We start from the raw sequence: 21916 nt of genomic DNA on the forward strand, positions 1-21916 counted from the left end.
ATGTTAGAAAATAGCGAACGTTATCCTTTACAACATATTCTCGTGGAAGATATTTTTTCTTCTAATAAATTAATTGTCGTCTTACTTTTATTAATTTTAGCTTCTGCAATGGGCACAATTTGGATGACGCATCAAACACGGGGCCTAATTTCTGAAAACGGGCAGTTGGTATTACAACACCAAGCCCTTGAAAACGAATATCGCAATTTACAATTACAAGAAGCAACCGAAAGTGATAATACAAGAGTTGAATCCATTGCGATTGGTACATTAAAAATGCAACGTGTTCAAAGTGAACAAGAAGTAGTTATTTTTGAATAGGGATTTTGAATAAAATGGTTAGATTTAATTCCTCTAAGAAACCAGGAAAGCCAAAGAAAACAATTAGAAAATTGGCTCAACCTGCGTCAGTAAAACCAAACAAACCGAAGATGGTGTTTGAGAGATGCTTCCTTCGTGGTCGTTATCTCATCGCGACAAGTTTTATTTTCTTAGGCTTAGGCGCATTAGTGGCTCGTGCTGCTTATGTGCAATCTGTTAATTCTGAAACCCTTTCTGGTGAAGCGGACAAACGTTCACTACGTAAAGATGATGTCCTCTCTGTTCGTGGCTCAATTTTAGATCGTAATGGCCAATTGTTATCGGTGAGTGTGCCGATGAGTGCAATTGTGGCTGAACCTCGCTTAATGTTAAAAGAAAATGCATTAGAGGATAAAGAACGTATCAAAGCGCTTGCTAACGAATTAAATATGACACCTGCTGAGTTGGTGAAAAAAATTGAGAAAAATCCAAAATCAGGTTTCTTGTATTTAGCACGTCAAGTAGAAGCGGGCAAAGCAAATTATATCCGCGATCTCAAAATTAAAGGTATTTCATTAGAAACTGAACCACGTCGTTTTTATCCACGTGTAGAAGAAGCGGCTCAATTAATCGGCTTTACCAACATTGATGGTAAAGGGATTGAAGGCGTTGAGGCAAGTTTCAACTCAATGTTAGTGGGGAAAGACGGTGCGCGTGTTGTACGTAAAGACAAACGTGGTAACGTGATTGAACATATTGCTGATGAGAAAAAATACGATGCACAAGATGTCACCTTAAGTATTGATGAAAAGTTACAATCCATGGTGTATCGTGAAATCAAAAAAGCGGTAACAGAGAACAAAGCAGAATCAGGCACCGCCGTATTGGTGGATGTACGTACGGGTGAAGTATTAGCTATGGCAACTGCACCTTCTTATAACCCAAATAATTTGGCTAATGTCAAAGATGAATTAAAACGTAACCGTGCGATTACCGATACCTTTGAACCCGGTTCAACCGTAAAACCTTTTGTTGTATTGACCGCACTTCAACGTGGCGCAGTGAGACGTGATGAGGTAATTAATACAGGTTCATTTACCGTAAGTGGTAAAGAAATTGTCGACGTGGCACCTCGCCCACAACAAACCTTAGATGAAATTTTGATTAACTCCAGTAACCGTGGTGTGAGTCGTCTTGCGTTACGTATGCCACCTTCTGCATTAATGGAAACTTACCAAAATGCGGGCTTAGGTAAAGATACAGAGTTAGGCTTAATTGGTGAACAACGTGGTGTATTAAATGCAAACCGTAAACGTTGGGCAGATATTGAACGTGCTACTGTGGCTTATGGTTATGGTATCACTTCTACACCATTACAAATTGCACGCGCTTATGCCACTTTAGGCAGCTTCGGGATTTATCGTCCGCTTTCTATCACAAAAGTCGATCCGCCAGTCATTGGTCAACGTGTATTCTCTGAGAAAATCACGAAAGACGTAGTGGGTATGTTAGAAAAAGTCGCGATCAAAAATAAACGTGCGATGGTTGAAGGTTATCGTGTTGGTGCGAAAACAGGTACAGCGCGTAAAATTGAAAATGGTCACTATGTTAAGAAATATGTGGCATTTACAGCGGGTATTGCACCAATTAGCGATCCACGTTATGCATTAGTTATTTTGATTAACGATCCGAAAGCAGGGCAGTACTATGGTGGTGCGGTATCAGCACCAGTATTCTCGAGCATTATGGGTTATACCTTACGTGCTAACGGTATTGCACCAGATGCAGAACCAACAGAAAAAACAGCAAGACGTACTGTTCGCTTAAGCGATCAAAAATTTGAAAAAATGAATTAAGAAAAGGCAAAACAATGAAAAAATTGACCGCACTTTTTGATCTTCCGGTGCTTTCAGACATTAATGTGAAGGCGATGGTGTTAGATAGCCGCAAGGTTACCCAAGGTGATTTGTTTGTGGCAGTAAAAGGGCATCGTTTTGATGCGAGTCAATTTGTTCCTCAAGCCATTTCTTCTGGTGCAAGTGCGATCGTTTTAGAAACAGATTTAGAAAACGAGCATTTGAACATCCAATGGCAAAATAATGTGCCTGTGATTCATCATTATCATTTATCTGCCAATCTTTCTGCATTGGCAGGTCAATTTTATGACAATCCTTCCGAAAAATTGACTTTAGTTGGTGTCACTGGAACAAATGGTAAAACTACGGTTTCTCAATTATTAGCTCAATGGGCTACGCTATTAGGCCACAAAGCAGCTGTCATGGGCACCATTGGCAATGGTTTATTAGGTCAAGTCAAAGAAGCAAAAAACACCACAGGTTCAGCCGTTGAAGTTCAAGAAAACCTCGCTGATTTTGTAGAGAAAGGGGCAGATTTTGCTTCTATCGAAGTATCTTCACATGGTTTAGTTCAACATCGCGTTGAAGCCCTTAAATTTAAGGCTGCTATTTTTACCAATTTAAGTCGAGATCACTTGGATTATCACGAGACAATGGAAAAGTATGCCGAAGCTAAAAAACGCTTTTTCATTGATTTGGCGCCCGAATTACAAATTCTTAATGCTGATGATCCAATTGGAGCTGCGTGGTTAAGCGAATTACCAAATGGTATTGCAGTTAGCTGCCGCTCAGATTTCCATCCAACTTCTAAACAATGGCTTTATGCAACACAGATTCGTTTTACTCACGAAGGTGCGGTGATTGATGTTGCTTCAAGTTGGGGGAATGGCACATTACATAGCCCATTAATTGGTGCTTTTAACGTGAGTAATCTGCTGTTAGCCACGGCTGTTTTATTGGCTTTAGGTTATTCTTTCGACGATCTTATCCGTACGGTTTCACAGCTAAAAGGGGTAAATGGAAGAATGGAATTGATTAAAAAAGCAGGAAAACCAACAGTTATTGTTGATTATGCCCATACTCCGGATGCATTAGAAAAGGCATTAAATGCTTCGCGTGAACACTGCAAAGGTAAACTTTGGTGTATCTTTGGGTGTGGCGGTGATCGTGATGCAGGCAAGCGTCCGTTGATGGCAAAAGCGGCTGAGCAGTTTGCAGATTTAGTGATCGTAACCCAAGATAATCCGCGTACAGAAGATCCAAATAAAATTGAAGCTGATATCCTTACGGGTTTTAGTCGAATGGAAGATGTTGGTGTGATTCCGGATCGCGAAGAAGCCATCAGATTTACCATTGAGAATGCGGTTGAAAACGATGTGATTGTGATTGCGGGTAAAGGTCATGAAAACTATCAGATCATTGGGGATAAAACACTTCATTTCTCTGATCAAGAAGTGGCTGAAGCCTATTTAACGAAAAAATAAAAACAGAATGATTAAACTTACTACCCAACAACTTACCCAAATTTTAAATGCTGATCTTATTGGCGATGAGCAGGTCGTTGTTGAAAATATCAATACGGATACGCGTAAAGCGGTATCCAACTCGCTTTTCTTTGCATTAAAAGGTGAGCATTTTGATGCACATCAATACTTAGATAAAGCCGTTGAGCAAGGTGCGACAGCCTTAGTTGTGCAACAAGCCAACACCGAAATTGCAACGCCACAATTAGTTGTTGCAGATACGCGCTTAGCTCTTGGTCAATTAGCAAAATGGTTACGTGAAAAAATTAATCCTCGTACCGTGGCGATGACAGGTTCATCGGGTAAAACTACGGTGAAAGAGATGACAGCATCCATACTGCAACAAACAGCAGGCAATCCTGAAGCTATGTTATTCACAAACGGTAATTTCAACAACGATATTGGCGTACCATTAACGTTATTACGCTTAACAGAACAACATAAATTTGCTGTTATTGAGTTAGGTGCAAATCATCAAGGCGAAATTGATTACACCACGCATCTTGCGCAACCAGAAGCCGCATTAGTGAATAATGTAGCAGCCGCACATTTAGAAGGTTTTGGTTCAATTGAAGGTGTTGCTCGTGCGAAAGGGGAAATCTATCGTGGTTTAACCCCAAATGGTGTAGCCATTATTAACAGTGAACATAATTATATTGAATTGTGGCAAAAAGAAATTGGTTCACATGCTACTCAATATTTTAATGGTGGCGATTACAAAGCTGAAAATGTCAAACATTCACCTAATGGCTCAACGTTTACGCTAGTTTCACCCAAAGGCAGCATTGAAATTAATTTACCTTATTTAGGTGAGCATAATGTAAAAAATGCCTTGGCAGCGACCGCACTTGCTATGAATGTCGGCGCAAGTCTTGCTGATGTTAAAGAAGGACTTGAACACCGTTCTCAAGTAAAAGGGCGTTTATTCCCGATTCAAGTGAATGAAAATCTGTTGCTATTAGATGATACTTACAATGCAAATGTGGATTCTTTACAAGCGGCGATTGATGTTTTAAAAGGTTACGATGCTTTCCGTATTCTACTTGTGGGCGATATGAAAGAATTAGGCGAGGATAGCCTAAAATGTCATCAACAAGTGGGCGAGCATGCAAAACAAGCTAAATTAGATTTAGTGCTTTCTTATGGAACAGAAAGTGCGGTCATTTCTGAGGCTGTTTTGGGAAAACATTTTACAGATAAAGCTGAATTGACAGCTTATGCGTTAGATATTATTAAACAGAAATTACAAGAAAACCAAAAAGTCGTCGTATTAGCGAAAGGCTCGCGCTCAATGAAAATGGAAGAGACGATTTATTCATTAAAGGATAGCTTATGTTAGTTTGGCTTGCTGAATATTTAGTTCGCTATGAAACGGCATTCAATGCCATTTCCTATATTACCGTACGTGCGATTTTGGCATTATTAACCGCACTTTTTATTTCTTTATGGATTGGTCCGAAAGTGATCAAACGCCTTCAAATTTTAAAATTTGGCCAAGAAGTGCGTAATGACGGTCCTGAAAGTCACTTTGCGAAAAAAGGTACGCCAACCATGGGCGGTGTGATGATTTTATTCTCCATCGGTGTTAGTACTTTATTATGGGCTAACTTAGCGAATCCTTACGTCTGGATTTGCTTATTTGTATTGTTTGGCTATGGTGCCATTGGCTTTGTGGATGATTTCCGTAAAATTACACGTAAAAATACCGATGGTTTAATTGCGCGTTGGAAATATTTCTGGATGTCAGTGGTGGCATTAGTGGCGATCATTTGGTTGTATTGGTTAGGTCATGATACCGATGCAACTCGTTTAGTAATTCCATTCTTTAAAGATATCATGCCACAATTAGGTCTATTCTATATTGTGTTGTCTTACTTTGTGATTGTGGGCACAGGGAATGCGGTAAACTTAACCGACGGTTTGGATGGTCTTGCAATTATGCCAACAGCGTTAGTGGCTGGTGCATTTGCTTTGATTGCATGGGCGACCGGTAACGTGAATTTCGCAGAATACTTACATATCCCTTATATCAAATATAGCTCAGAAGTCGTGGTGTTCTGTACCGCAATCGTAGGTGCAGGCTTAGGATTCTTATGGTTTAATACTTATCCGGCTCAAGTCTTTATGGGCGATGTCGGCTCTCTTGCACTAGGTGGTGCACTTGGTGTCGTTGCCATCCTTGTTCGTCAAGAATTCTTATTAGTGATTATGGGCGGTGTATTTGTTGTTGAAGCCTTGTCTGTAATTTTACAAGTAGGTTCTTACAAGTTAAGAAAACAACGTATTTTCAGAATGGCACCAATTCATCACCACTTTGAATTAAAAGGTTGGCCAGAACCTAGAGTGATTATCCGGTTTTGGATTATTTCCTTGATGTTGGTGTTGATGGGGCTTGTAACGCTCAAACTAAGATAATTTTGTAGGGTGCACTTGTTGCACCCTGCGTGATCCCAGAATACGAGAGAAGAAAAACAACATGACAACTCTATATCAAAATAAAACTATCACCATTATAGGCCTTGGAAAAACAGGCCTTTCTTGCGTTGAATATCTTCAATCTCAACAAGCTAATATTCGTGTGATTGATACACGCCAACATCCAGCAGGTGCGGATAAATTACCTAAAAATGTTCCCTTACATACAGGTAGCCTAAATCAACAATGGTTACTTGAAAGTGATATTATTGTCATTAGCCCAGGGCTCGCAGTAAAAACACCTGAAATTCAGACCGCACTTTCAGCGGGTGTGGAAGTGATTGGGGATATTGAGTTATTCTGTCGAGCTGCCACCAAGCCAATTGTCGGGATTACAGGCTCTAACGGTAAAAGCACTGTAACAACATTAGTCTATGAAATGGCGAAAGCTGCGGGAATAAAAGTGGGCATGGGTGGAAACATTGGCATCCCTGCGTTGTCATTATTAAATGAAGATTGCGATCTTTATGTATTAGAGCTTTCCAGTTTCCAACTTGAAACTACTTACAGTTTGAAAGCGGCTGCAGCGACTGTGCTTAATGTGACTGAAGATCACATGGATCGCTATGTGGATTTAGAAGATTATCGTCAAGCCAAATTACGCATTTACCACAATGCAGAAACTGCGGTGGTGAATTTAGAAGACAAACTCACTTTTGGCGAAGGTGAAAATCAAGCTAAGAAAGTAGTGTCTTTTGCTGAAAATCAAGCTGATTACTGGCTAAAAACCGAAAACGGTAAACAGTACTTAATGGCGAAAGAAGAAGTGATTTTACCTTGTAGTGAAGCCACTTTAGTTGGTCGTCATAATTACATGAATATTTTAGCCGCAACAGCATTAGCGCAAGCAGTAGGCATAAATTTAGAGGCAATTCGAACCGCACTTCGTCAATTTAAAGGCCTAGATCATCGTTTCCAATTGGCCCATCAAGCGAATGGTGTTCGTTGGATCAATGATTCTAAAGCGACTAATGTCGGCAGTACCGTTGCGGCATTGGCTGGTTTATATGTTGAAGGAACATTACATCTTTTATTAGGTGGTGATGGTAAAGGCGCAGATTTTTCTGAACTCGCTGATTTAATCAATCAACCTCATATTTCAACATATTGTTTTGGTCGTGATGGTAAACAACTTGCAGCACTTTCAAGTCAAAGCCATTTGTTTGAAACCATGGAACAAGCCATTTCATTTTTACGACCACGTTTAAAATCAGGTGATATGGTGTTATTATCTCCTGCTTGTGCAAGTTTGGATCAATTTGCCTCTTTTGAAAAACGTGGCGAAGAGTTTACTCGTTTAGCAAAATTAGCTTAAAGAATTAGGGTAGTAATGGAATTTATCAATAAAATTAAACAACATTATGAACAATGGGCGAGAGTGACTCCTCAAGGATTACTTTACGATCGCGCATTGTTTTGGCTTTTTGTCGTGCTCTTGCTGATTGGTTTAGTGGCGGTAACTTCTGCTTCGATGCCTTACAGTGCACGCGTATTTAATGATACATTCTATTTTGCAAAACGTGATGCCGTTTATGTTTTGCTTTCTTTTGCAACCTGCTATTTAACGCTCCAAATTTCTTCCTCTCAATGGGAAAAGTGGCACGCTAAAATTTTCTTATTAGCCATTGTTTTATTAATACTGGTTCTTGGTATTGGTACTTCTGTTAATGGGGCAAAACGTTGGATTTCTTTAGGGATTTTAAATTTCCAGCCCGCAGAATTTGCGAAGTTAGCGTTAACCTGTTTCCTCGCGAGCTATTTTACGCGTCGTTATGATGAAGTACGTGGTAAAAAATTCAGTGCAGCTAAGCCTTTCATTGTGATGGGGGTATTAGGGGTATTCTTATTAGCTCAACCAGACTTAGGGAGTACTGTTGTACTTTTCGTTATTACCTTTGGCATGCTTTTTATTGTCGGTGCAAATTTTTGGCAATTTATTTTGCTAATTGGTACAGGCATACTTCTCTTTGTTTGGTTGGTTCTTTCCGCCTCTTATCGTTTAAAACGTTTTACCGGTTTCTTAGAGCCGTTTAAAGATCCTTACGGAACAGGATTTCAGCTGACTAACTCTTTGATGGCCTTTGGTCGTGGTGAAATTAGTGGGGAAGGACTCGGTAACTCGATTCAAAAACTCGATTATCTTCCTGAAGCACATACTGACTTTATCATGGCGATTATTGGTGAAGAGTTCGGTTTTATTGGTATTTTAGTGGTTGTGATTCTCTTAGGGTTACTGATTTTCCGAGCGATGAAAATCGGAAGAGAATCACTCATGTTAGAACAACGTTTCCGTGGCTTTTTTGCTTTAGGTATTAGTTTCTGGATTTTCTTCCAAGGTTTTGTCAATCTAGGCATGGCCTTAGGGATGTTACCAACAAAAGGTTTAACTTTCCCATTAGTGAGTTACGGTGGTTCAAGTATCATTATTATGTCGGCGACTGTAGGGATTTTATTGCGTATTGACCATGAAAATAGATTACAACGAGGTGGTCAAGCTCGTTTGAGAGATGATTAGGAATATTTATGAGTAAAAAATTATTAGTTATGGCGGGTGGTACTGGTGGACATGTTTTCCCCGCCATCGCGGTTGCTCAAACTTTACAAAAAGAAGGTTGGGAAATTTGCTGGTTAGGCACAAAAGATCGAATGGAAGCACAACTTGTACCAAAACATGGTATTCCAATTCGTTTTATTCAAATTTCAGGGTTGCGTGGTAAAGGCATTAAAGCATTACTTGGCGCGCCTTTTGCTATTTTAAGAGCAGTATTGCAAGCTCGTAAAATTATTCAAGAATATCAACCTAATGCCGTATTAGGTATGGGGGGGTATGTATCTGGCCCAGGTGGCATCGCGGCAAAACTTTGTGGTGTGCCGGTTATTTTACATGAACAAAATGCCGTAGCTGGCTTAACCAATGAATGGTTAGCAAAAATTGCAACCCGAGTTTTACAAGCTTTCCCAACGGCATTCAAAGATGCTGAAGTGGTAGGAAACCCGGTTCGCCAAGATTTATTTGAAATGCCATCACCACAAGCGCGTTTTTCAGAAAGAAGTGGAAAATTGAGAGTGCTCGTCGTGGGGGGAAGCCAAGGGGCTAGAGTACTCAATCAAACGATTCCACAAGTGGTTGCGCGTTTAGCCGATAAATTAGAAGTGCGTCATCAAGTGGGTAAAGGTTCAGTTGAAAGTGTGACCGCACTTTATGGTGAACACGCTGGTTCGGTCAAAATTACAGAATTTATTGATGATATGGCAGAAGCTTACGCGTGGGCGGATGTGGTGATTTGTCGTTCTGGTGCCTTAACAGTATGTGAATTAGCTGCAGTGGGGACTCCAGCAATTTTTGTGCCATTCCAGCACAAAGATCAACAACAATATTTAAATGCAAAATATCTTGCCGATGTCGGTGCAGCAAAAATCGTTCAGCAAAATGAATTAAATGCGGATGTGTTAGTTGATTTCTTAGAAAAAACAGATCGTGAAACCTTGTTAGCGATGGCGATTAAGGCAAAAGAAATGTCAGCACCATTAGCGGCTAAACGTGTAGCTGATGTCATTGTAGAGAATGCGAAATAAGAACAGAGAAGTTGAGGGATAGTAAATAAAAACCCTTAACCTAAAAGTGCGGTTAAAAATAAAGGTGAAATAATATGAAACATATTTCGGACGAGATTAGAAAAATTATTCCTGAGATGCGTCGGGTTCAACAAATTCATTTCATTGGTATCGGCGGTGCCGGTATGAGTGGGATTGCCGAAATTTTATTAAATGAAGGTTATGATATCTCTGGTTCTGATATTGCAGATGGTGTCGTGACTCAGCGTCTTGCTCAAGCTGGCGCAAAAATTTTCATTGGTCACCAAGCGGAAAATGTGCAAGGGGCAAGTGTTGTTGTTGTATCAAGCGCGATCCATGAAGATAATCCAGAATTAATTGCCGCTAAACAAAATCGTATTCCCGTGATTCAGCGAGCACAAATGTTAGCTGAAATTATGCGTTTCCGTCATGGTATTGCAGTAGCTGGTACCCATGGTAAAACCACAACGACAGCCATGATTTCGATGATTTATACTCAAGCGAAACTGGATCCAACTTTCGTTAATGGTGGTTTAGTTAAATCTGCCGGTAAAAACGCGCATTTAGGTGCAAGCCGTTATTTAATCGCAGAAGCAGATGAAAGTGATGCGTCTTTCCTACACTTGCAACCAATGGTTTCTGTGGTAACCAATATTGAACCGGATCATATGGATACGTACGGCGGTGATTTTGAAAAAATGAAAGCCACCTACGTGAAGTTCTTACATAACTTACCATTCTACGGTTTAGCGGTTATGTGTGCAGATGATGCGGTATTAATGGAACTTGTTCCTCAAGTTGGACGCCAAGTGTTAACCTATGGTTTCAGTGAACATGCAGACTATCGTATCGAAGATTATGAACAAACGGGTTTCCAAGGCCATTACACCGTAGTTTGCCCAAGTGGTGAACGCATCAATGTATTATTGAATGTGCCAGGTAAACACAATGCGTTAAATGCGACGGCAGCACTTGCAGTAGCAAAAGAAGAAGGCATTGGTAATGATGCGATTTTAGAAGCACTTGCTGATTTCCAAGGTGCGGGCAGACGTTTTGACCAATTAGGTGAGTTTATTCGTCCAAATGGTAAAGTACGCTTAGTAGATGATTATGGCCATCACCCAACAGAAGTTGATGTAACAATTAAAGCGGCACGCGAAGGTTGGGGGGATAAACGTATAGTCATGATCTTCCAGCCTCACCGTTATTCACGTACTCGCGATTTATTTGATGAATTCGTGCAAGTATTATCCCAAGTGGATGCATTGATTATGTTAGACGTCTATGCGGCAGGTGAAGCGCCGATTGTCGGTGCAGATAGTAAAGCACTTTGTCGTTCTATTCGTAATCTAGGAAAAGTCGATCCTATTTTAGTTTCTGATACGGAACAACTTGGCGATGTATTAGATCAAATTATTCAAGATGGTGATTTAATTCTTGCCCAAGGTGCGGGAAGTGTAAGCAAAATTTCTCGTGGTTTAGCTGAGCGTTGGAAAGCATAAATACACTGAAAAATAACCGCACTTTTGATGAAGAATAAAAAGAAAACAGGATAAAACAATGAATTTAAAACAAGAAAAAATTGCTGTGTTGTTAGGCGGCACATCAGCTGAACGTGAAGTTTCTCTTAATTCTGGCGCAGCCGTGTTAAACGCATTAGTGAGCCAAGGTTATAATGCACATGGTATCGATCCTAAAGAATATAATGTCGCGAATTTAAAGGCTGATGGTTTTGATCGTGTCTTTAACATTTTACATGGTCGTGGTGGTGAAGATGGCACCATGCAAGGTTTATTAGAACAAATCGGTTTGCCTTACACTGGTTGTGGCGTGATGGCTTCAGCGTTAACCATGGATAAAATGCGTACCAAAATGTTATGGAAAGCCTTCGGTTTACCTGTTGCCGATATGGAGATCGTGACCAAAGAAAACGCTCACGAACTAAACCCACAAGCTGTGGTCGAAAAGTTAGGTTTACCTTTGATGGTTAAGCCATCTCTTGAAGGTTCAAGTGTGGGTTTAACGAAAGTAAAAGCAGTCGAAGAATTAAAAAGTGCGGTCGATTATGCACTTAAATTTGATAATACCATTTTGATTGAAGAATGGTTGGCTGGCGATGAATTAACGGTACCTGTTTTAGGTGGCGAAGTATTGCCTGCTGTTCGCATTGTGCCAGAAGGTGAGTTTTATGATTACGATGCGAAATATATTTCAGATAATACTCAATATTTTTGTCCTGCCGGCCTTTCAGCTGAAGGTGAAGAAGAATTAGCGAAATTAGTTAAACGAGCTTATGACGTCGTGGGTTGTCGTGGCTGGAGCCGCATTGATGTGATGACTGATGCACTAGGTAATTTCCGTTTAGTCGAAGTAAATACGAACCCTGGCATGACAAGTCACAGTTTGTTCCCTAAATCTGCGTCAACAGTCGGTATTTCATTTGAACAACTCGTCGTGAAAATTTTGGAGTTGAGTGCGTAATGAATGTAATTAAGCGCAAAAATACACCGCCAACGCAATTTGGTCGCTCATTTAACGGAGAAAGTAAATTCCGTTTTATGTTGCAGATTAAACTTGCTTTGGTGTTACTTTGTGCGGGGCTAGGGTATTTCGTTTATTCAAACTGGCAGAGTTGGCTTGAAAGCTTAGACGGTGATAGAAAAATTACTGCCTATGCATTAGTGGGCCAAAATGAATTTACCACTTATCCGGATGTGCAAGATGTGTTGCTCAAAATGGGCTCTCTCAAGGGCTTTTGGGGACAAGACGTTAAGCAAATTCAAGAGCAGCTTGAAACGATTCCTTGGGTAAAAGGTGCGGTAGTCCGTAAAATTTGGCCAAATCGTTTAAGTATTTGGCTATCAGAATATCAGCCAGTTGCAATTTGGAATAAAACAGAGTTCGTCACAAAAGAGGGAACGGTTTTCCAATTACCAATGGATAAGTTAAAAGAAAAAGCTTTACCTTATTTAGGTGGCCCAGATTATCAGAGCTTGAAAGTATTAGAAGCTTGGAATCAAATTTTCGCCGATTTTAAAGCCAAAAATTTAGTGGTTAAAGGTGTTCGAATTGATGATCGCGGTGCGTGGCAAGTTACGCTAGATAATGATATAGTATTGAAACTTGGGCGTGGAGATTGGAAACCAAAATTAGATCGATTTGTAACGATTTACCCACAAATTGAAGTGCCTGAAGGTAAACGAATTGATTATGTAGATTTGCGCTATGCATCTGCATCAGCAGCGGTTGGATTGACAGAGAAATAAAAAATAATTCATTGGGTGTAATAAGAAAATGGCAAAAGAGTTGGAACCGAAAGTAATTGTAGGTCTTGAAGTTGGTACATCAAAAGTTGTTGCTGTCGTTGGGGAAGTCCTTCCTGATGGCGTAGTAAATGTACTTGGCGTGGGCAGTTGTCCATCAAAAGGGATTGATCGTGGCAGTATTACTGATTTAGATGCCGTTGTTAATTCTATCCAACGTGCCATTGAAGCAGCTGAATCAATGGCCGATTGCCAAATTATGAGCGTGACTCTTGCGATTACAGGTGAACATATTCAAAGCCTGAATGAGAGCGGCTTTGTTGCTATTTCTGAAAATGAAGTAACTCAAGATGAAATTGATGATGCTTTACATACAGCGAGCTCAGTGAAATTACCTGAGGGTCTTTCTTTATTACACATCATTCCACAAGAATATGCCGTAGATAAACAAGTTAATATTAAAAATCCATTAGGTTTACAAGGTGTTCGTTTAAAAGCAAACGTACACTTAATTGCTTGTCATCAAGACTGGCAAAATAATTTGAAAAAAGCAGTTGAGCGTTGCGGATTACAAGTTGATAAAGTTGTGTTCTCCGGCTTTGCAGCAACACATTCTGTTTTAACTGAAGATGAAAAAGATCTTGGTGTTTGCTTAGTTGATTTCGGTGCAGGCACCATGAATATGATGGTTTACACTAATGGCTCATTGCGTTTCAGCAAGGTTATTCCTTACGCAGGAAATATTGTAACGAACGATATTGCTCATGCATGTACCGTTTCTCGTGCAGAGGCAGAGCGCATTAAAGTGAATTATGCGAGTGCATTGTATCCGGCACGTTTACATGGTGATAAGAAAATTGAAGTGGCAAGCATTGGTGGTCGAGCACCACGCGCTTTAACAAAAAGTGATTTATCTTTAATCACTTCAGCAAGATATATTGAACTATTAGGCGTTGTTAAGGACGAATTAGATAAGCTCAAAGCAGATTTAGAAACCAAACATATTAAATTTGAATTAATTGCGGGTGTTGTTATCACCGGTGGTGGTGCACAGATTGAAGACTTAAAAGATTGTGCATCAAGTGTATTTGGTTGTCAGGTACGTATTGGTAGTCCATTAAATATTACGGGGTTAACCGATTATGTGAATCGCCCACAATATTCAACTGTAGTGGGATTACTACAATACCATCATCAAAATAGTGATAATGATCCTGTGGATAGTAACTATGGTGATGAAGCATTAGGCAAAAAATTCTGGAAAGGCCTTAAAAATATTTTCAATAAAGTGAAATCAGAATTTTGATCATTTTGGCTTTTTCATTTACAATAGAAAAAATTTAACTTTTATTAATGTGCTAGCAGAGTATTAGCAGTAACGGAGAACAGCAAATGTTATACCCAGAGTATGGTGATTTTGAAGAGCAAACAGGTGCACTGATTAAGGTTGTCGGTGTCGGTGGAGGCGGCGGTAACGCAGTTAACCACATGGTTGCTAACATGGTGCAACAAGAATTCAATGGTAATTTCTTGGGCGAAAGTGCAATTGATAGCGAAGAACACGGTAAAATCGTATTCTATGCGGTGAATACCGATGCGCAAGCATTACGCAAAAGCCAAGTTCAACAAACTGTACAAATCGGTGGAGCAACAACGAAAGGTCTTGGAGCGGGGGCAAACCCAAATGTAGGTCGTAAAGCGGCTGAAGATGACCAAGAAGAAATCCGTAAAATGCTTGAAGGTGCAGACATGGTCTTTATCGCTGCCGGTATGGGCGGTGGTACAGGTACTGGTGCCGCACCAATCGTCGCTAAAGTTGCGAAAGAATTAGGTATTTTAACTGTTGCTGTTGTTACTAAGCCATTTAGCTTTGAAGGCAAAAAACGTATGCAATTTGCTGAATTAGGGATTAAAGATCTTTCACAATACGTGGATTCAATGATCATTATTCCTAACCAACAAATCCAAAAAGTTCTCCCGAAAAATGCAACGTTAATTGATGCTTTTGCTGCTGCAAATGACGTATTACGTAACTCTGTTATGGGCATCTCCGATATGATTACCTCTCCTGGTTTAATCAACGTGGACTTTGCAGACGTAAGAACCGTTATGTCGGAAATGGGCCAAGCAATGATTGGTTTCGGTTCAGCTCAAAGTGAACCAGGTGCAGGTCGTGCAGAAGAAGCGGCGCGTCTTGCGATTAAAAATGATTTATTAGAGAAAGTCGATCTTTCTAATGCTAAAGGTATTCTTGTTAATATTACCTCAGGTATGGATCTCGGCTTTGACGAATTTAACGTGGTGGGTGACACAGTAGGTAGCTTTGCATCAGAAGACGCAACTATCGTTGTGGGTACCAGTTTAGTTCCTGAAATGAGCAATGAAATTCGTGTCACGATCGTTGCAACAGGTTTAGGTGATGTTGTTGCGGCTGAGCCAGTTGTTATTGCTCGTCCTCAAGCAGCAGTACAACAAGCGCCAGTTCAACAACCAGTAGCACAAGAAACGATTCAACCACAACCGCCAGTTGGTTTACATGGTTTAGATGCATTAAGACATAATCCACAGCCAGAACCAGCACAGGAACAAAATCCGCAATACGGTAACTTAAATAAACCGCTTGATCCAAGCCGTTTAGAACAGTTAAGAAATAATCCTAATTTCTTTAATCCGGCATCATTTGGTCGTGATGAGAAATAAGAGTAGAAGTAATCTTGTTGTGAAGCAATAAGGTAAAAGAGATGATTAAACAAAGAACATTAAAACAAAGCATTAAAGTCACAGGTGTAGGCTTACATAGCGGTAAAAAAGTAACATTAACGTTGCGCCCGGCTATGCCGAATACTGGTGTGATTTATTGCCGTACTGATCTTAATCCGCCGGTGACTTTTCCTGCGAATGCGGATTCTGTGCGTGATACGATGCTTTGTACTGCACTTGTGAATGAACAAGGTGTGCGTGTTTCAACCGTAGAACACTTGAACGCAGCATTAGCAGGTTTAGGTATCGATAATATTATTATTGAAGTTGATGCACCTGAAATTCCAATCATGGACGGTAGTGCAAGCCCATTCATTTACTTGCTCTTAGACGCAGGTATTGAAGAACAAAATGCACCGAAAAAATTTATTCGTATTAAGAAAAATGTACGAGTAGAAGACGGTGATAAATGGGCAGAATTTAAACCTTACAATGGTTTCCGTTTAGATTTCACAATCGACTTTAATCATCCAGCGATTAGTAAAAATGTACGTAATTATGTGATGGATTTCTCTGCACAAGCGTTCGTACATCAAATCAGTCGTGCAAGAACCTTTGGTTTCATGAAAGATATTGAGTATCTTCAATCTCAAGGTCTTGCGTTGGGTGGTAGCCTAGATAATGCTATCGTATTAGATGATTACCGAATCTTAAATGAAGACGGATTACGCTTCAGAGATGAATTAGTTCGTCACAAGATGCTTGATGCAATTGGTGATCTTTATATGTGTGGCTATAACATCATCGGTGATTTTAAAGCTTATAAATCGGGTCACGGTTTAAATAATAAGTTACTCCGTGCAGTACTAGCTGATCAGGAAGCGTGGGAATTTGTTACCTTTGAAGATAAGAAACAAGTTCCACAAGGTTATGTTGCACCTGCACAGGTACTCATCTAACAATGTTTTGTTGAAAAGCTATACTTCTTTCGGGAGTATAGCTTTTTTATTTCCTATCTTGCTCTGTTATTTTTGTTTTATGCGAAGGTAAAGAGCGGTCAAAAATAGAGGTATTTTTATATGAAAAAATTATTTACCGTGCTTCCTCTTGTGCTAGCAACTTCTGCGGCAATGGCATATGAACAGGATAAAACCTATCAATTTACCATATTGCACACGAATGATACGCACGGACATTTTTGGCCGAATGCAAAAGGTGAATATGGCTTTCCTGCTCACAAAACAATTGTTAATCGCGTAAAAGCTGAAGTCGAGCAAAAAGGTGGCTCGCTCATTTTATTAAATGCAGGTGATTTTAATACTGGTGTACCTGAGTCAGATATGCAAACAGCAGAACCTGATATTAAAGCAATGAACGCAATGGGCTATGAGGCAACTGTATTAGGTAACCACGAGTTTGATAATCCACTACAAATTCTTGATATGCAAGAAAAATGGGCAAACTTCCCATTCTTATCTGCAAACGTGATTAATACGAAAACAGGTAAAACCTTAGTTAAGCCTTATACGATTTTAAATAAACAAGATCTTAAAATTGCAGTGGTCGGTTTAACCACAGAAGATACTGCAAAATTAGGTAACCCAGAATACCTTCACAATGTGAAGTTTGAAGATCCAACAACGGTAGCAAAAGCCACATTAAAAGAGCTAAATGAAAAAGTTAAGCCAGATGTAAAAATCGCTTTAACACATATGGGCTATTATTATGATGCGAAACATGGTTCAAATGCGCCGGGTGATGTGAGCCTTGCACGTAATTTAGATAAAGGCGCATTCGATATGATTATCGGTGGCCATAGCCATGATCCGATTTGCGTGGATGAAAAAGGCGTATGGATTAAAGATTATCAACCTACTCAGCCATGTAAACCAGATTTCCAAAATGGTACTTGGATTATGCAGGCCTTTGAATGGGGCAAATATGTTGGTCGAGCTGACTTTGAGTTCAAAAATGGTGAATTAAAATTAGTGAATTATCAATTAATTCCAGTGAACTTGAAGAAGAAAGTGAAAAAAGAAGACGGTAAAACGGAATACGTAAATTACGCAGAAGAGATTCCACAAGATCCAGAAATGGAAAAACTTTTAAAATCTTACCAAGATAAAGGTGATGCTTTATTAAGCCAAAAAGTGGGTAAACTAAAAGGTAAGTTAGAAGGCGACCGTACCATTATTCGTTTTGAACAAACTAACCTTGGTCACTTAATTGCAGAAGCACAACGTCAAAAAGCGAAAGCAGACATTGGTATCATGAACTCAGGTGGTATTCGTGATTCTATCCAAGAAGGTGATGTAACTTATAAAGATATTTTAAAAATCCATCCATTTGGTAATATTGTGAGTTATTTTGAACTAACCGGTAAAGAATTACTGGATTATTTAAATGTGGTGGCATTGAAAGAAGTAGATTCTGGTGCCTATGCGCAATATTCAGGTATCAGCATGACAGTGAATCGTGCAGATAAGAAAGTTGAAAATGTGAAAATTCAAGGTAAACCATTAGATTTAAATAAAACTTACCGTATTTCTTTACCAAGTTATAATGCGGCGGGTGGAGATGGTTATCCAGTCATGACAAAAAATCCAACTTTCGTAAACACTGGTTTTATTGATGCGGATGTTTTAAAAGAATTTTTTGAGAAAAATTCACCTATTAATGCTGAAAAATACATCCCTCATAATGAAGTAACCTTTAAATAAGGAATGAAATGGCATTAGATTTATCAGAAATTCGTCAGCAAATTACGCAAATTGATCGCAGCTTGTTAAAGCTGCTTTCAGAGCGCCATAGACTGGCATATGATGTAGTAAGAAGTAAAGAAGTGACGCAAAAAGCATTGCGCGATTTAGAGCGTGAGCAACAGCTCTTACAAGAGCTTGTGCAATTTGCTGAAAGTCAAAATTATCAGCTTGAACCACAGTATATTACATCAGTCTTCCAAAAAATCATTGAAGATTCTGTGCTCACACAGCAAGTGTATTTGCAGAAAAAACTCAATGAGCAACGAGAAGAAACGTTACATATTGCTTTTTTAGGCAAGCGTGGTTCTTACTCTAATTTGGCTGCACGTAATTATGCGGCTCGTTATAATCAGCAGTTTGCTGAAATCAGTTGTGATTCCTTTGCTCAAATTTTTGAAAAGGTTGAAAGTGGAGAAGCTGATTATGGTGTACTGCCTTTAGAAAACACTACGTCAGGTGCAATTAATGAAGTTTATGATTTGCTTCAACATACCACCTTATCTTTGGTAGGCGAGCTGGCTTATCCTATCAAGCACTGTGTTTTAGTGAATGAGCAAGATGATTTAAGCAAAATTGATACGCTTTATAGCCATCCACAGGTAATCCAGCAGTGTAGTCAATTTATTCAAAGCCTTGAGCGTGTTCATATTGAGTTTTGCGAAAGTAGCTCTCATGCAATGCAGCTTGTATCAAGCTTGAATAAACCGAATATTGCGGCACTGGGCAATGAAGATGGCGGCAAGCTTTACGGCTTACATGTGTTAAAACATAATATTGCGAATCAAGAAAACAATATTACTCGTTTTATTGTAGTGGCAAAACAAGCTCGAGAAGTTTCACCGCAAATTCACACGAAAACTTTATTGTTGATGACAACATCGCAACAAGCGGGTTCTTTGGTGGATGCTTTACTTGTGTTTAAAAAGCACGGTATTAATATGACCAAGCTTGAATCTCGTCCTATTTATGGCAAGCCTTGGGAGGAAATGTTTTATTTGGAGATTGAAGGAAATATTCATCATCCAGATACCCAAATTGCCTTGGAAGAGCTTAAGCAATTCAGTAATTATCTGAAAGTGCTTGGTTGTTATCCAAGTGAAATAGTGAAGCCTGCGAAGGTATAACGAAAATAAAAAAAGAGCGGTCGATTTAAAACAACGTTAAAATCGACCGCTCTTTTTATTGAGAATTCTTAAGCTTTTTTCAAGAACTCTGATTTCAACATGATTTTGCCACAATCGACATTGTGATCTCCGTTAACTAAACGGATATTTTTGAATTTCGTGCCTTTCTTCAACACTTCAGATGAACCTTTTAATTTCAAATCTTTAATCAAAAGTACATCATCACCATCGGCTAATAAATTACCGTTGCTGTCTTTAACAATCAGTTGATCTTCATCGGCTTCAACTGCTTCGTTACCATTCCATTCATTACCGCAATCAGGGCAAACAAAATTCACAGAATCGTGATAAACATATTCACCTTTACATTTTGGGCAAGCTGGCATTTGATCCATTTCTTTTTCCTTCTTTATCTGATTTAAGCAAAGTATAATGCGCACGGAGTATAACAAAAAAGTGACTATTCGCCAAAAAATGGGCATTTCACGGAATTTATGAGGTATTTATGAAAAAAATCATGCTTTTGAGCGCTGTGATGGGGAGTTTAATCTCAGCCAATACATTCGCTCACAATATTCAACCTAATCAACTTTTAGCCAATGTAACGGTTTCGGATAAAGGCGAAATCACTTTAAATGGCAATGATGTAGCGTATAAATCGTGGAGCTCAACGGCATTACCTGGCAAAGTCCGTGTGATTCAGCATATTGCAGGCAGAAGTGCGGCAAAAGAGAAAAATCAAGCGATGATCGAAGCCATCAAAGCAGCTCATTTTAACCAAGCCAAATATCAAACCACGACCATTATTAATGCTGATGATGCCGTTGTGGGCACGGGTATGTTTGTGAAAAGTAGCGCAGAAAAAGGCAAAAAAGAAAATGCCCATAGCCAAGTGATTTTAGATGATAAAAGTGCGGTTAAAAATGCGTGGGGATTACGTGAAAAAGACAGCGTGATTATTTTGCTTGATAAAACCGGCAAGGTGCAATTTGTGAAAGAAGGTAAATTGACGGATGATGAAGTCAAAGAAGTGATTTCACGTGCAACAGCATTAATGGCGAAGTAATAGAGTAATAAGCGGAAGTTCTCTTCCGCTTTTTTATCCTTTGAAATCCTTCATTAATTTTCTCAATGTGCCACAATTTCGTTGAAATTTACGGCAATGTGTACAGATGGCAAGATGCAAATTGAGCCCAATTTTTTCTTTAGTCATTAATGAGCGTTCTTGCGCATCTGAAATGAGTCGAGTCGCTTGGCGACATTTCATAAAATCACTCCTTAAAGTTTATGAGATAAGCAGTTTTGAAGTTGTAAGCGAGCACGATAGAGTGTCGTGTGCAAGTTACTTATGCTTAGTTGATTTTCTTGGCAAATTTCTTCGGAAGATAATTCCAAAAACTCTCTCATCATAAAAATCTTGGCTTGTTTGGCTGGCAGGCAAGTTAAGCAAGTTTCAAAAATCAGCCAGAATTCTTCAGAATAGACCGCACTTTCGCTCAGTTCGAGATCGAGTGGAGAATGTTCAGCTTTCCAGTGGCCCCCTTCATCAAAGAAATGATTAGTTTGTTCTTCATCTTCAATTTCGGTTTCTAGCACTAATTTGCCTTTCTGGCGAAGAAAATCAATGATTTTATTTTTTAAGATAGCAAAGACCCAGGTCTTAAATGCCGCTTGTCGTTTAAATTGCTCAAGATGGTTAAATGCACTTAAAAAACTCTCTTGCACCAAATCTTCAGCTAATACAGAATCGCCCACCTGTAATGTGGCAAATTTCAGCATTTGCTCTCTAATTTGAGCCAAGTCTTTATTGGAAATTCCAGTGTCCATATTTTTTCCTTGAAAAAAGTGTAAGAAATAGATTTCTCATTCGTCTAATGATAATGAAAGGGGAAACCTTTCCATCCAATGCTAATTATTCACAAATTAAGGAAGATTCAAAATGAAAAATATTACTTCAAAAACAACCTTTACTGCTATTGCTGCACTTTTCTTCGCAACCAGTCTTTATGCGACCGATATGAAATCTAATGAAATGTCGATGGCAAAAGATTCCATGCTGATGACAAAAGATTCCATGCCGATGACAAAAGACGCTATGCCAATGCAAAATGACAAAATGGCATCTGATGGGATGATGAAATCTCATGATATGAAATCTCACGACATGAAAATGGATAATATGAAATCAGAAGGAATGAAATCTGATGATATGAAAACAAAAGAAATGAAAGCAAAAGAAATGAAGAAAAAAGCAAAAACAATGGAAAAACCGAAAATGTAATGCTTTCTTCTTAAAAGAAAAACTGCGGTCAATTTGACCGCAGTTTTTGTATCAAA

General features: G+C 39.2%; 21 protein-coding genes. 18 read left to right on the plus strand and 3 right to left on the minus strand.

Annotated elements, in window-relative coordinates:
• From ftsL to pheA, 16 genes are all read left to right on the plus strand, one after another.
• Positions 1-321 (plus strand): cell division protein FtsL, encoded by a 321-nt coding sequence (ftsL, locus tag INP94_RS05900; RefSeq protein ID WP_005696538.1) that lies wholly within the window; start codon positions 1-3, stop codon positions 319-321.
• 14 nt (positions 322-335) lie between these two features.
• Positions 336-2156, plus strand: coding sequence for a penicillin-binding transpeptidase domain-containing protein (locus INP94_RS05905; protein ID WP_197542985.1), 1821 nt, complete (start codon positions 336-338; stop codon positions 2154-2156).
• Between the two features lie 14 nt (positions 2157-2170).
• Positions 2171-3640: a UDP-N-acetylmuramoyl-L-alanyl-D-glutamate--2,6-diaminopimelate ligase gene (gene murE, locus INP94_RS05910; protein ID WP_197542986.1), complete on the plus strand. Its 1470-nt coding sequence runs from the start codon at positions 2171-2173 to the stop codon at positions 3638-3640.
• A 7-nt stretch (positions 3641-3647) separates the two neighbouring features.
• On the plus strand, positions 3648-5018 hold the full coding sequence (gene murF / locus INP94_RS05915) for a UDP-N-acetylmuramoyl-tripeptide--D-alanyl-D-alanine ligase (protein ID WP_197542987.1): 1371 nt from the start codon (positions 3648-3650) through the stop codon (positions 5016-5018).
• Positions 5012-6094 (plus strand): phospho-N-acetylmuramoyl-pentapeptide-transferase, encoded by a 1083-nt coding sequence (gene mraY / locus INP94_RS05920; protein ID WP_014065029.1) that lies wholly within the window; start codon positions 5012-5014, stop codon positions 6092-6094. Before murF ends, mraY begins: the two co-directional genes overlap by 7 nt.
• Before the next feature lie 61 nt (positions 6095-6155).
• Positions 6156-7469, plus strand: coding sequence for a UDP-N-acetylmuramoyl-L-alanine--D-glutamate ligase (gene murD / locus INP94_RS05925; RefSeq protein WP_197542988.1), 1314 nt, complete (start codon positions 6156-6158; stop codon positions 7467-7469).
• Between the two features lie 15 nt (positions 7470-7484).
• Positions 7485-8669, plus strand: coding sequence for a putative lipid II flippase FtsW (gene ftsW / locus INP94_RS05930; RefSeq protein WP_197542989.1), 1185 nt, complete (start codon positions 7485-7487; stop codon positions 8667-8669).
• Between the two features lie 8 nt (positions 8670-8677).
• Positions 8678-9730 carry an undecaprenyldiphospho-muramoylpentapeptide beta-N-acetylglucosaminyltransferase gene (gene murG, locus INP94_RS05935; protein WP_197542990.1) on the plus strand — a complete coding sequence of 351 codons (1053 nt, stop codon included), beginning with the start codon at positions 8678-8680 and terminating at the stop codon, positions 9728-9730.
• A 74-nt stretch (positions 9731-9804) separates the two neighbouring features.
• On the plus strand, positions 9805-11232 hold the full coding sequence (gene murC, locus INP94_RS05940; protein WP_197542991.1) for a UDP-N-acetylmuramate--L-alanine ligase: 1428 nt from the start codon (positions 9805-9807) through the stop codon (positions 11230-11232).
• A gap of 58 nt (positions 11233-11290) precedes the next feature.
• Positions 11291-12211, plus strand: a complete 921-nt coding sequence (locus INP94_RS05945) for a D-alanine--D-alanine ligase (protein WP_197542992.1) — start codon at positions 11291-11293, stop codon at positions 12209-12211.
• A complete protein-coding gene (locus INP94_RS05950) occupies positions 12211-12996 on the plus strand; it encodes a cell division protein FtsQ/DivIB (protein WP_197542993.1) in 786 nt (261 codons plus the stop codon). Before INP94_RS05945 ends, INP94_RS05950 begins: the two co-directional genes overlap by 1 nt.
• Before the next feature lie 28 nt (positions 12997-13024).
• Entirely contained in the window at positions 13025-14299 is a 1275-nt protein-coding gene (gene ftsA, locus INP94_RS05955; protein ID WP_005697680.1) for a cell division protein FtsA, read from the plus strand.
• 86 nt (positions 14300-14385) lie between these two features.
• Entirely contained in the window at positions 14386-15693 is a 1308-nt protein-coding gene (gene ftsZ, locus INP94_RS05960; RefSeq protein WP_005696524.1) for a cell division protein FtsZ, read from the plus strand.
• Positions 15694-15734: 41 nt separating this feature from the next.
• Positions 15735-16652, plus strand: a complete 918-nt coding sequence (lpxC, locus tag INP94_RS05965) for a UDP-3-O-acyl-N-acetylglucosamine deacetylase (RefSeq protein WP_049384409.1) — start codon at positions 15735-15737, stop codon at positions 16650-16652.
• 120 nt (positions 16653-16772) lie between these two features.
• Positions 16773-18413 (plus strand): bifunctional UDP-sugar hydrolase/5'-nucleotidase UshA, encoded by a 1641-nt coding sequence (gene ushA, locus INP94_RS05970; RefSeq protein ID WP_197542994.1) that lies wholly within the window; start codon positions 16773-16775, stop codon positions 18411-18413.
• Positions 18414-18421: 8 nt separating this feature from the next.
• Positions 18422-19579 (plus strand): prephenate dehydratase, encoded by a 1158-nt coding sequence (gene pheA / locus INP94_RS05975; RefSeq protein ID WP_070868835.1) that lies wholly within the window; start codon positions 18422-18424, stop codon positions 19577-19579.
• A gap of 68 nt (positions 19580-19647) precedes the next feature.
• On the opposite strand, the gene INP94_RS05980 is transcribed toward pheA, so the two are convergent.
• Positions 19648-19974: a zinc ribbon domain-containing protein YjdM gene (locus INP94_RS05980; protein ID WP_049371882.1), complete on the minus strand. Its 327-nt coding sequence runs from the start codon at positions 19972-19974 to the stop codon at positions 19648-19650.
• A gap of 110 nt (positions 19975-20084) precedes the next feature.
• On the opposite strand from INP94_RS05980, the gene INP94_RS05985 reads away from it, so the two are divergent.
• Positions 20085-20645 (plus strand): YtfJ family protein, encoded by a 561-nt coding sequence (locus tag INP94_RS05985; protein ID WP_049366223.1) that lies wholly within the window; start codon positions 20085-20087, stop codon positions 20643-20645.
• A 33-nt stretch (positions 20646-20678) separates the two neighbouring features.
• Here the strand turns inward: INP94_RS05985 and INP94_RS05990 are convergent, their stop codons facing one another.
• Positions 20679-20846 carry a zf-HC2 domain-containing protein gene (locus INP94_RS05990; protein WP_049366225.1) on the minus strand — a complete coding sequence of 56 codons (168 nt, stop codon included), beginning with the start codon at positions 20844-20846 and terminating at the stop codon, positions 20679-20681.
• A gap of 11 nt (positions 20847-20857) precedes the next feature.
• Entirely contained in the window at positions 20858-21406 is a 549-nt protein-coding gene (locus INP94_RS05995; RefSeq protein ID WP_197542995.1) for a sigma-70 family RNA polymerase sigma factor, read from the minus strand.
• Positions 21407-21518: 112 nt separating this feature from the next.
• On the opposite strand from INP94_RS05995, the gene INP94_RS06000 reads away from it, so the two are divergent.
• On the plus strand, positions 21519-21860 hold the full coding sequence (locus tag INP94_RS06000) for a hypothetical protein (protein ID WP_197542996.1): 342 nt from the start codon (positions 21519-21521) through the stop codon (positions 21858-21860).
• Positions 21861-21916: the final 56 nt, after the last annotated feature.

Source organism: Haemophilus parainfluenzae (assembly GCF_014931395.1).
Classification (GTDB): Bacteria; Pseudomonadota; Gammaproteobacteria; order Enterobacterales; family Pasteurellaceae; genus Haemophilus_D.

Excerpts from the sequence above, each read along its gene's own strand:
- lpxC (WP_049384409.1), top strand. The coding sequence starts at position 15,735 with ATGATTAAACAAAGAACATTAAAACAAAGCATTAAAGTCACAGGTGTA.
- murE (WP_197542986.1), top strand. The coding sequence starts at position 2,171 with ATGAAAAAATTGACCGCACTTTTTGATCTTCCGGTGCTTTCAGACATT.
- INP94_RS05950 (WP_197542993.1), top strand. The coding sequence starts at position 12,211 with ATGAATGTAATTAAGCGCAAAAATACACCGCCAACGCAATTTGGTCGC.
- INP94_RS05980 (WP_049371882.1), bottom strand. The coding sequence starts at position 19,974 with ATGGATCAAATGCCAGCTTGCCCAAAATGTAAAGGTGAATATGTTTAT.
- murD (WP_197542988.1), top strand. The coding sequence starts at position 6,156 with ATGACAACTCTATATCAAAATAAAACTATCACCATTATAGGCCTTGGA.
- murC (WP_197542991.1), top strand. The coding sequence starts at position 9,805 with ATGAAACATATTTCGGACGAGATTAGAAAAATTATTCCTGAGATGCGT.
- pheA (WP_070868835.1), top strand. The coding sequence starts at position 18,422 with ATGGCATTAGATTTATCAGAAATTCGTCAGCAAATTACGCAAATTGAT.
- ushA (WP_197542994.1), top strand. The coding sequence starts at position 16,773 with ATGAAAAAATTATTTACCGTGCTTCCTCTTGTGCTAGCAACTTCTGCG.
- INP94_RS06000 (WP_197542996.1), top strand. The coding sequence starts at position 21,519 with ATGAAAAATATTACTTCAAAAACAACCTTTACTGCTATTGCTGCACTT.
- mraY (WP_014065029.1), top strand. The coding sequence starts at position 5,012 with ATGTTAGTTTGGCTTGCTGAATATTTAGTTCGCTATGAAACGGCATTC.
- murF (WP_197542987.1), top strand. The coding sequence starts at position 3,648 with ATGATTAAACTTACTACCCAACAACTTACCCAAATTTTAAATGCTGAT.
- INP94_RS05905 (WP_197542985.1), top strand. The coding sequence starts at position 336 with ATGGTTAGATTTAATTCCTCTAAGAAACCAGGAAAGCCAAAGAAAACA.
- murG (WP_197542990.1), top strand. The coding sequence starts at position 8,678 with ATGAGTAAAAAATTATTAGTTATGGCGGGTGGTACTGGTGGACATGTT.
- INP94_RS05990 (WP_049366225.1), bottom strand. The coding sequence starts at position 20,846 with ATGAAATGTCGCCAAGCGACTCGACTCATTTCAGATGCGCAAGAACGC.
- INP94_RS05995 (WP_197542995.1), bottom strand. The coding sequence starts at position 21,406 with ATGGACACTGGAATTTCCAATAAAGACTTGGCTCAAATTAGAGAGCAA.
- INP94_RS05945 (WP_197542992.1), top strand. The coding sequence starts at position 11,291 with ATGAATTTAAAACAAGAAAAAATTGCTGTGTTGTTAGGCGGCACATCA.
- ftsW (WP_197542989.1), top strand. The coding sequence starts at position 7,485 with ATGGAATTTATCAATAAAATTAAACAACATTATGAACAATGGGCGAGA.
- INP94_RS05985 (WP_049366223.1), top strand. The coding sequence starts at position 20,085 with ATGAAAAAAATCATGCTTTTGAGCGCTGTGATGGGGAGTTTAATCTCA.
- ftsA (WP_005697680.1), top strand. The coding sequence starts at position 13,025 with ATGGCAAAAGAGTTGGAACCGAAAGTAATTGTAGGTCTTGAAGTTGGT.
- ftsZ (WP_005696524.1), top strand. The coding sequence starts at position 14,386 with ATGTTATACCCAGAGTATGGTGATTTTGAAGAGCAAACAGGTGCACTG.
- ftsL (WP_005696538.1), top strand. The coding sequence starts at position 1 with ATGTTAGAAAATAGCGAACGTTATCCTTTACAACATATTCTCGTGGAA.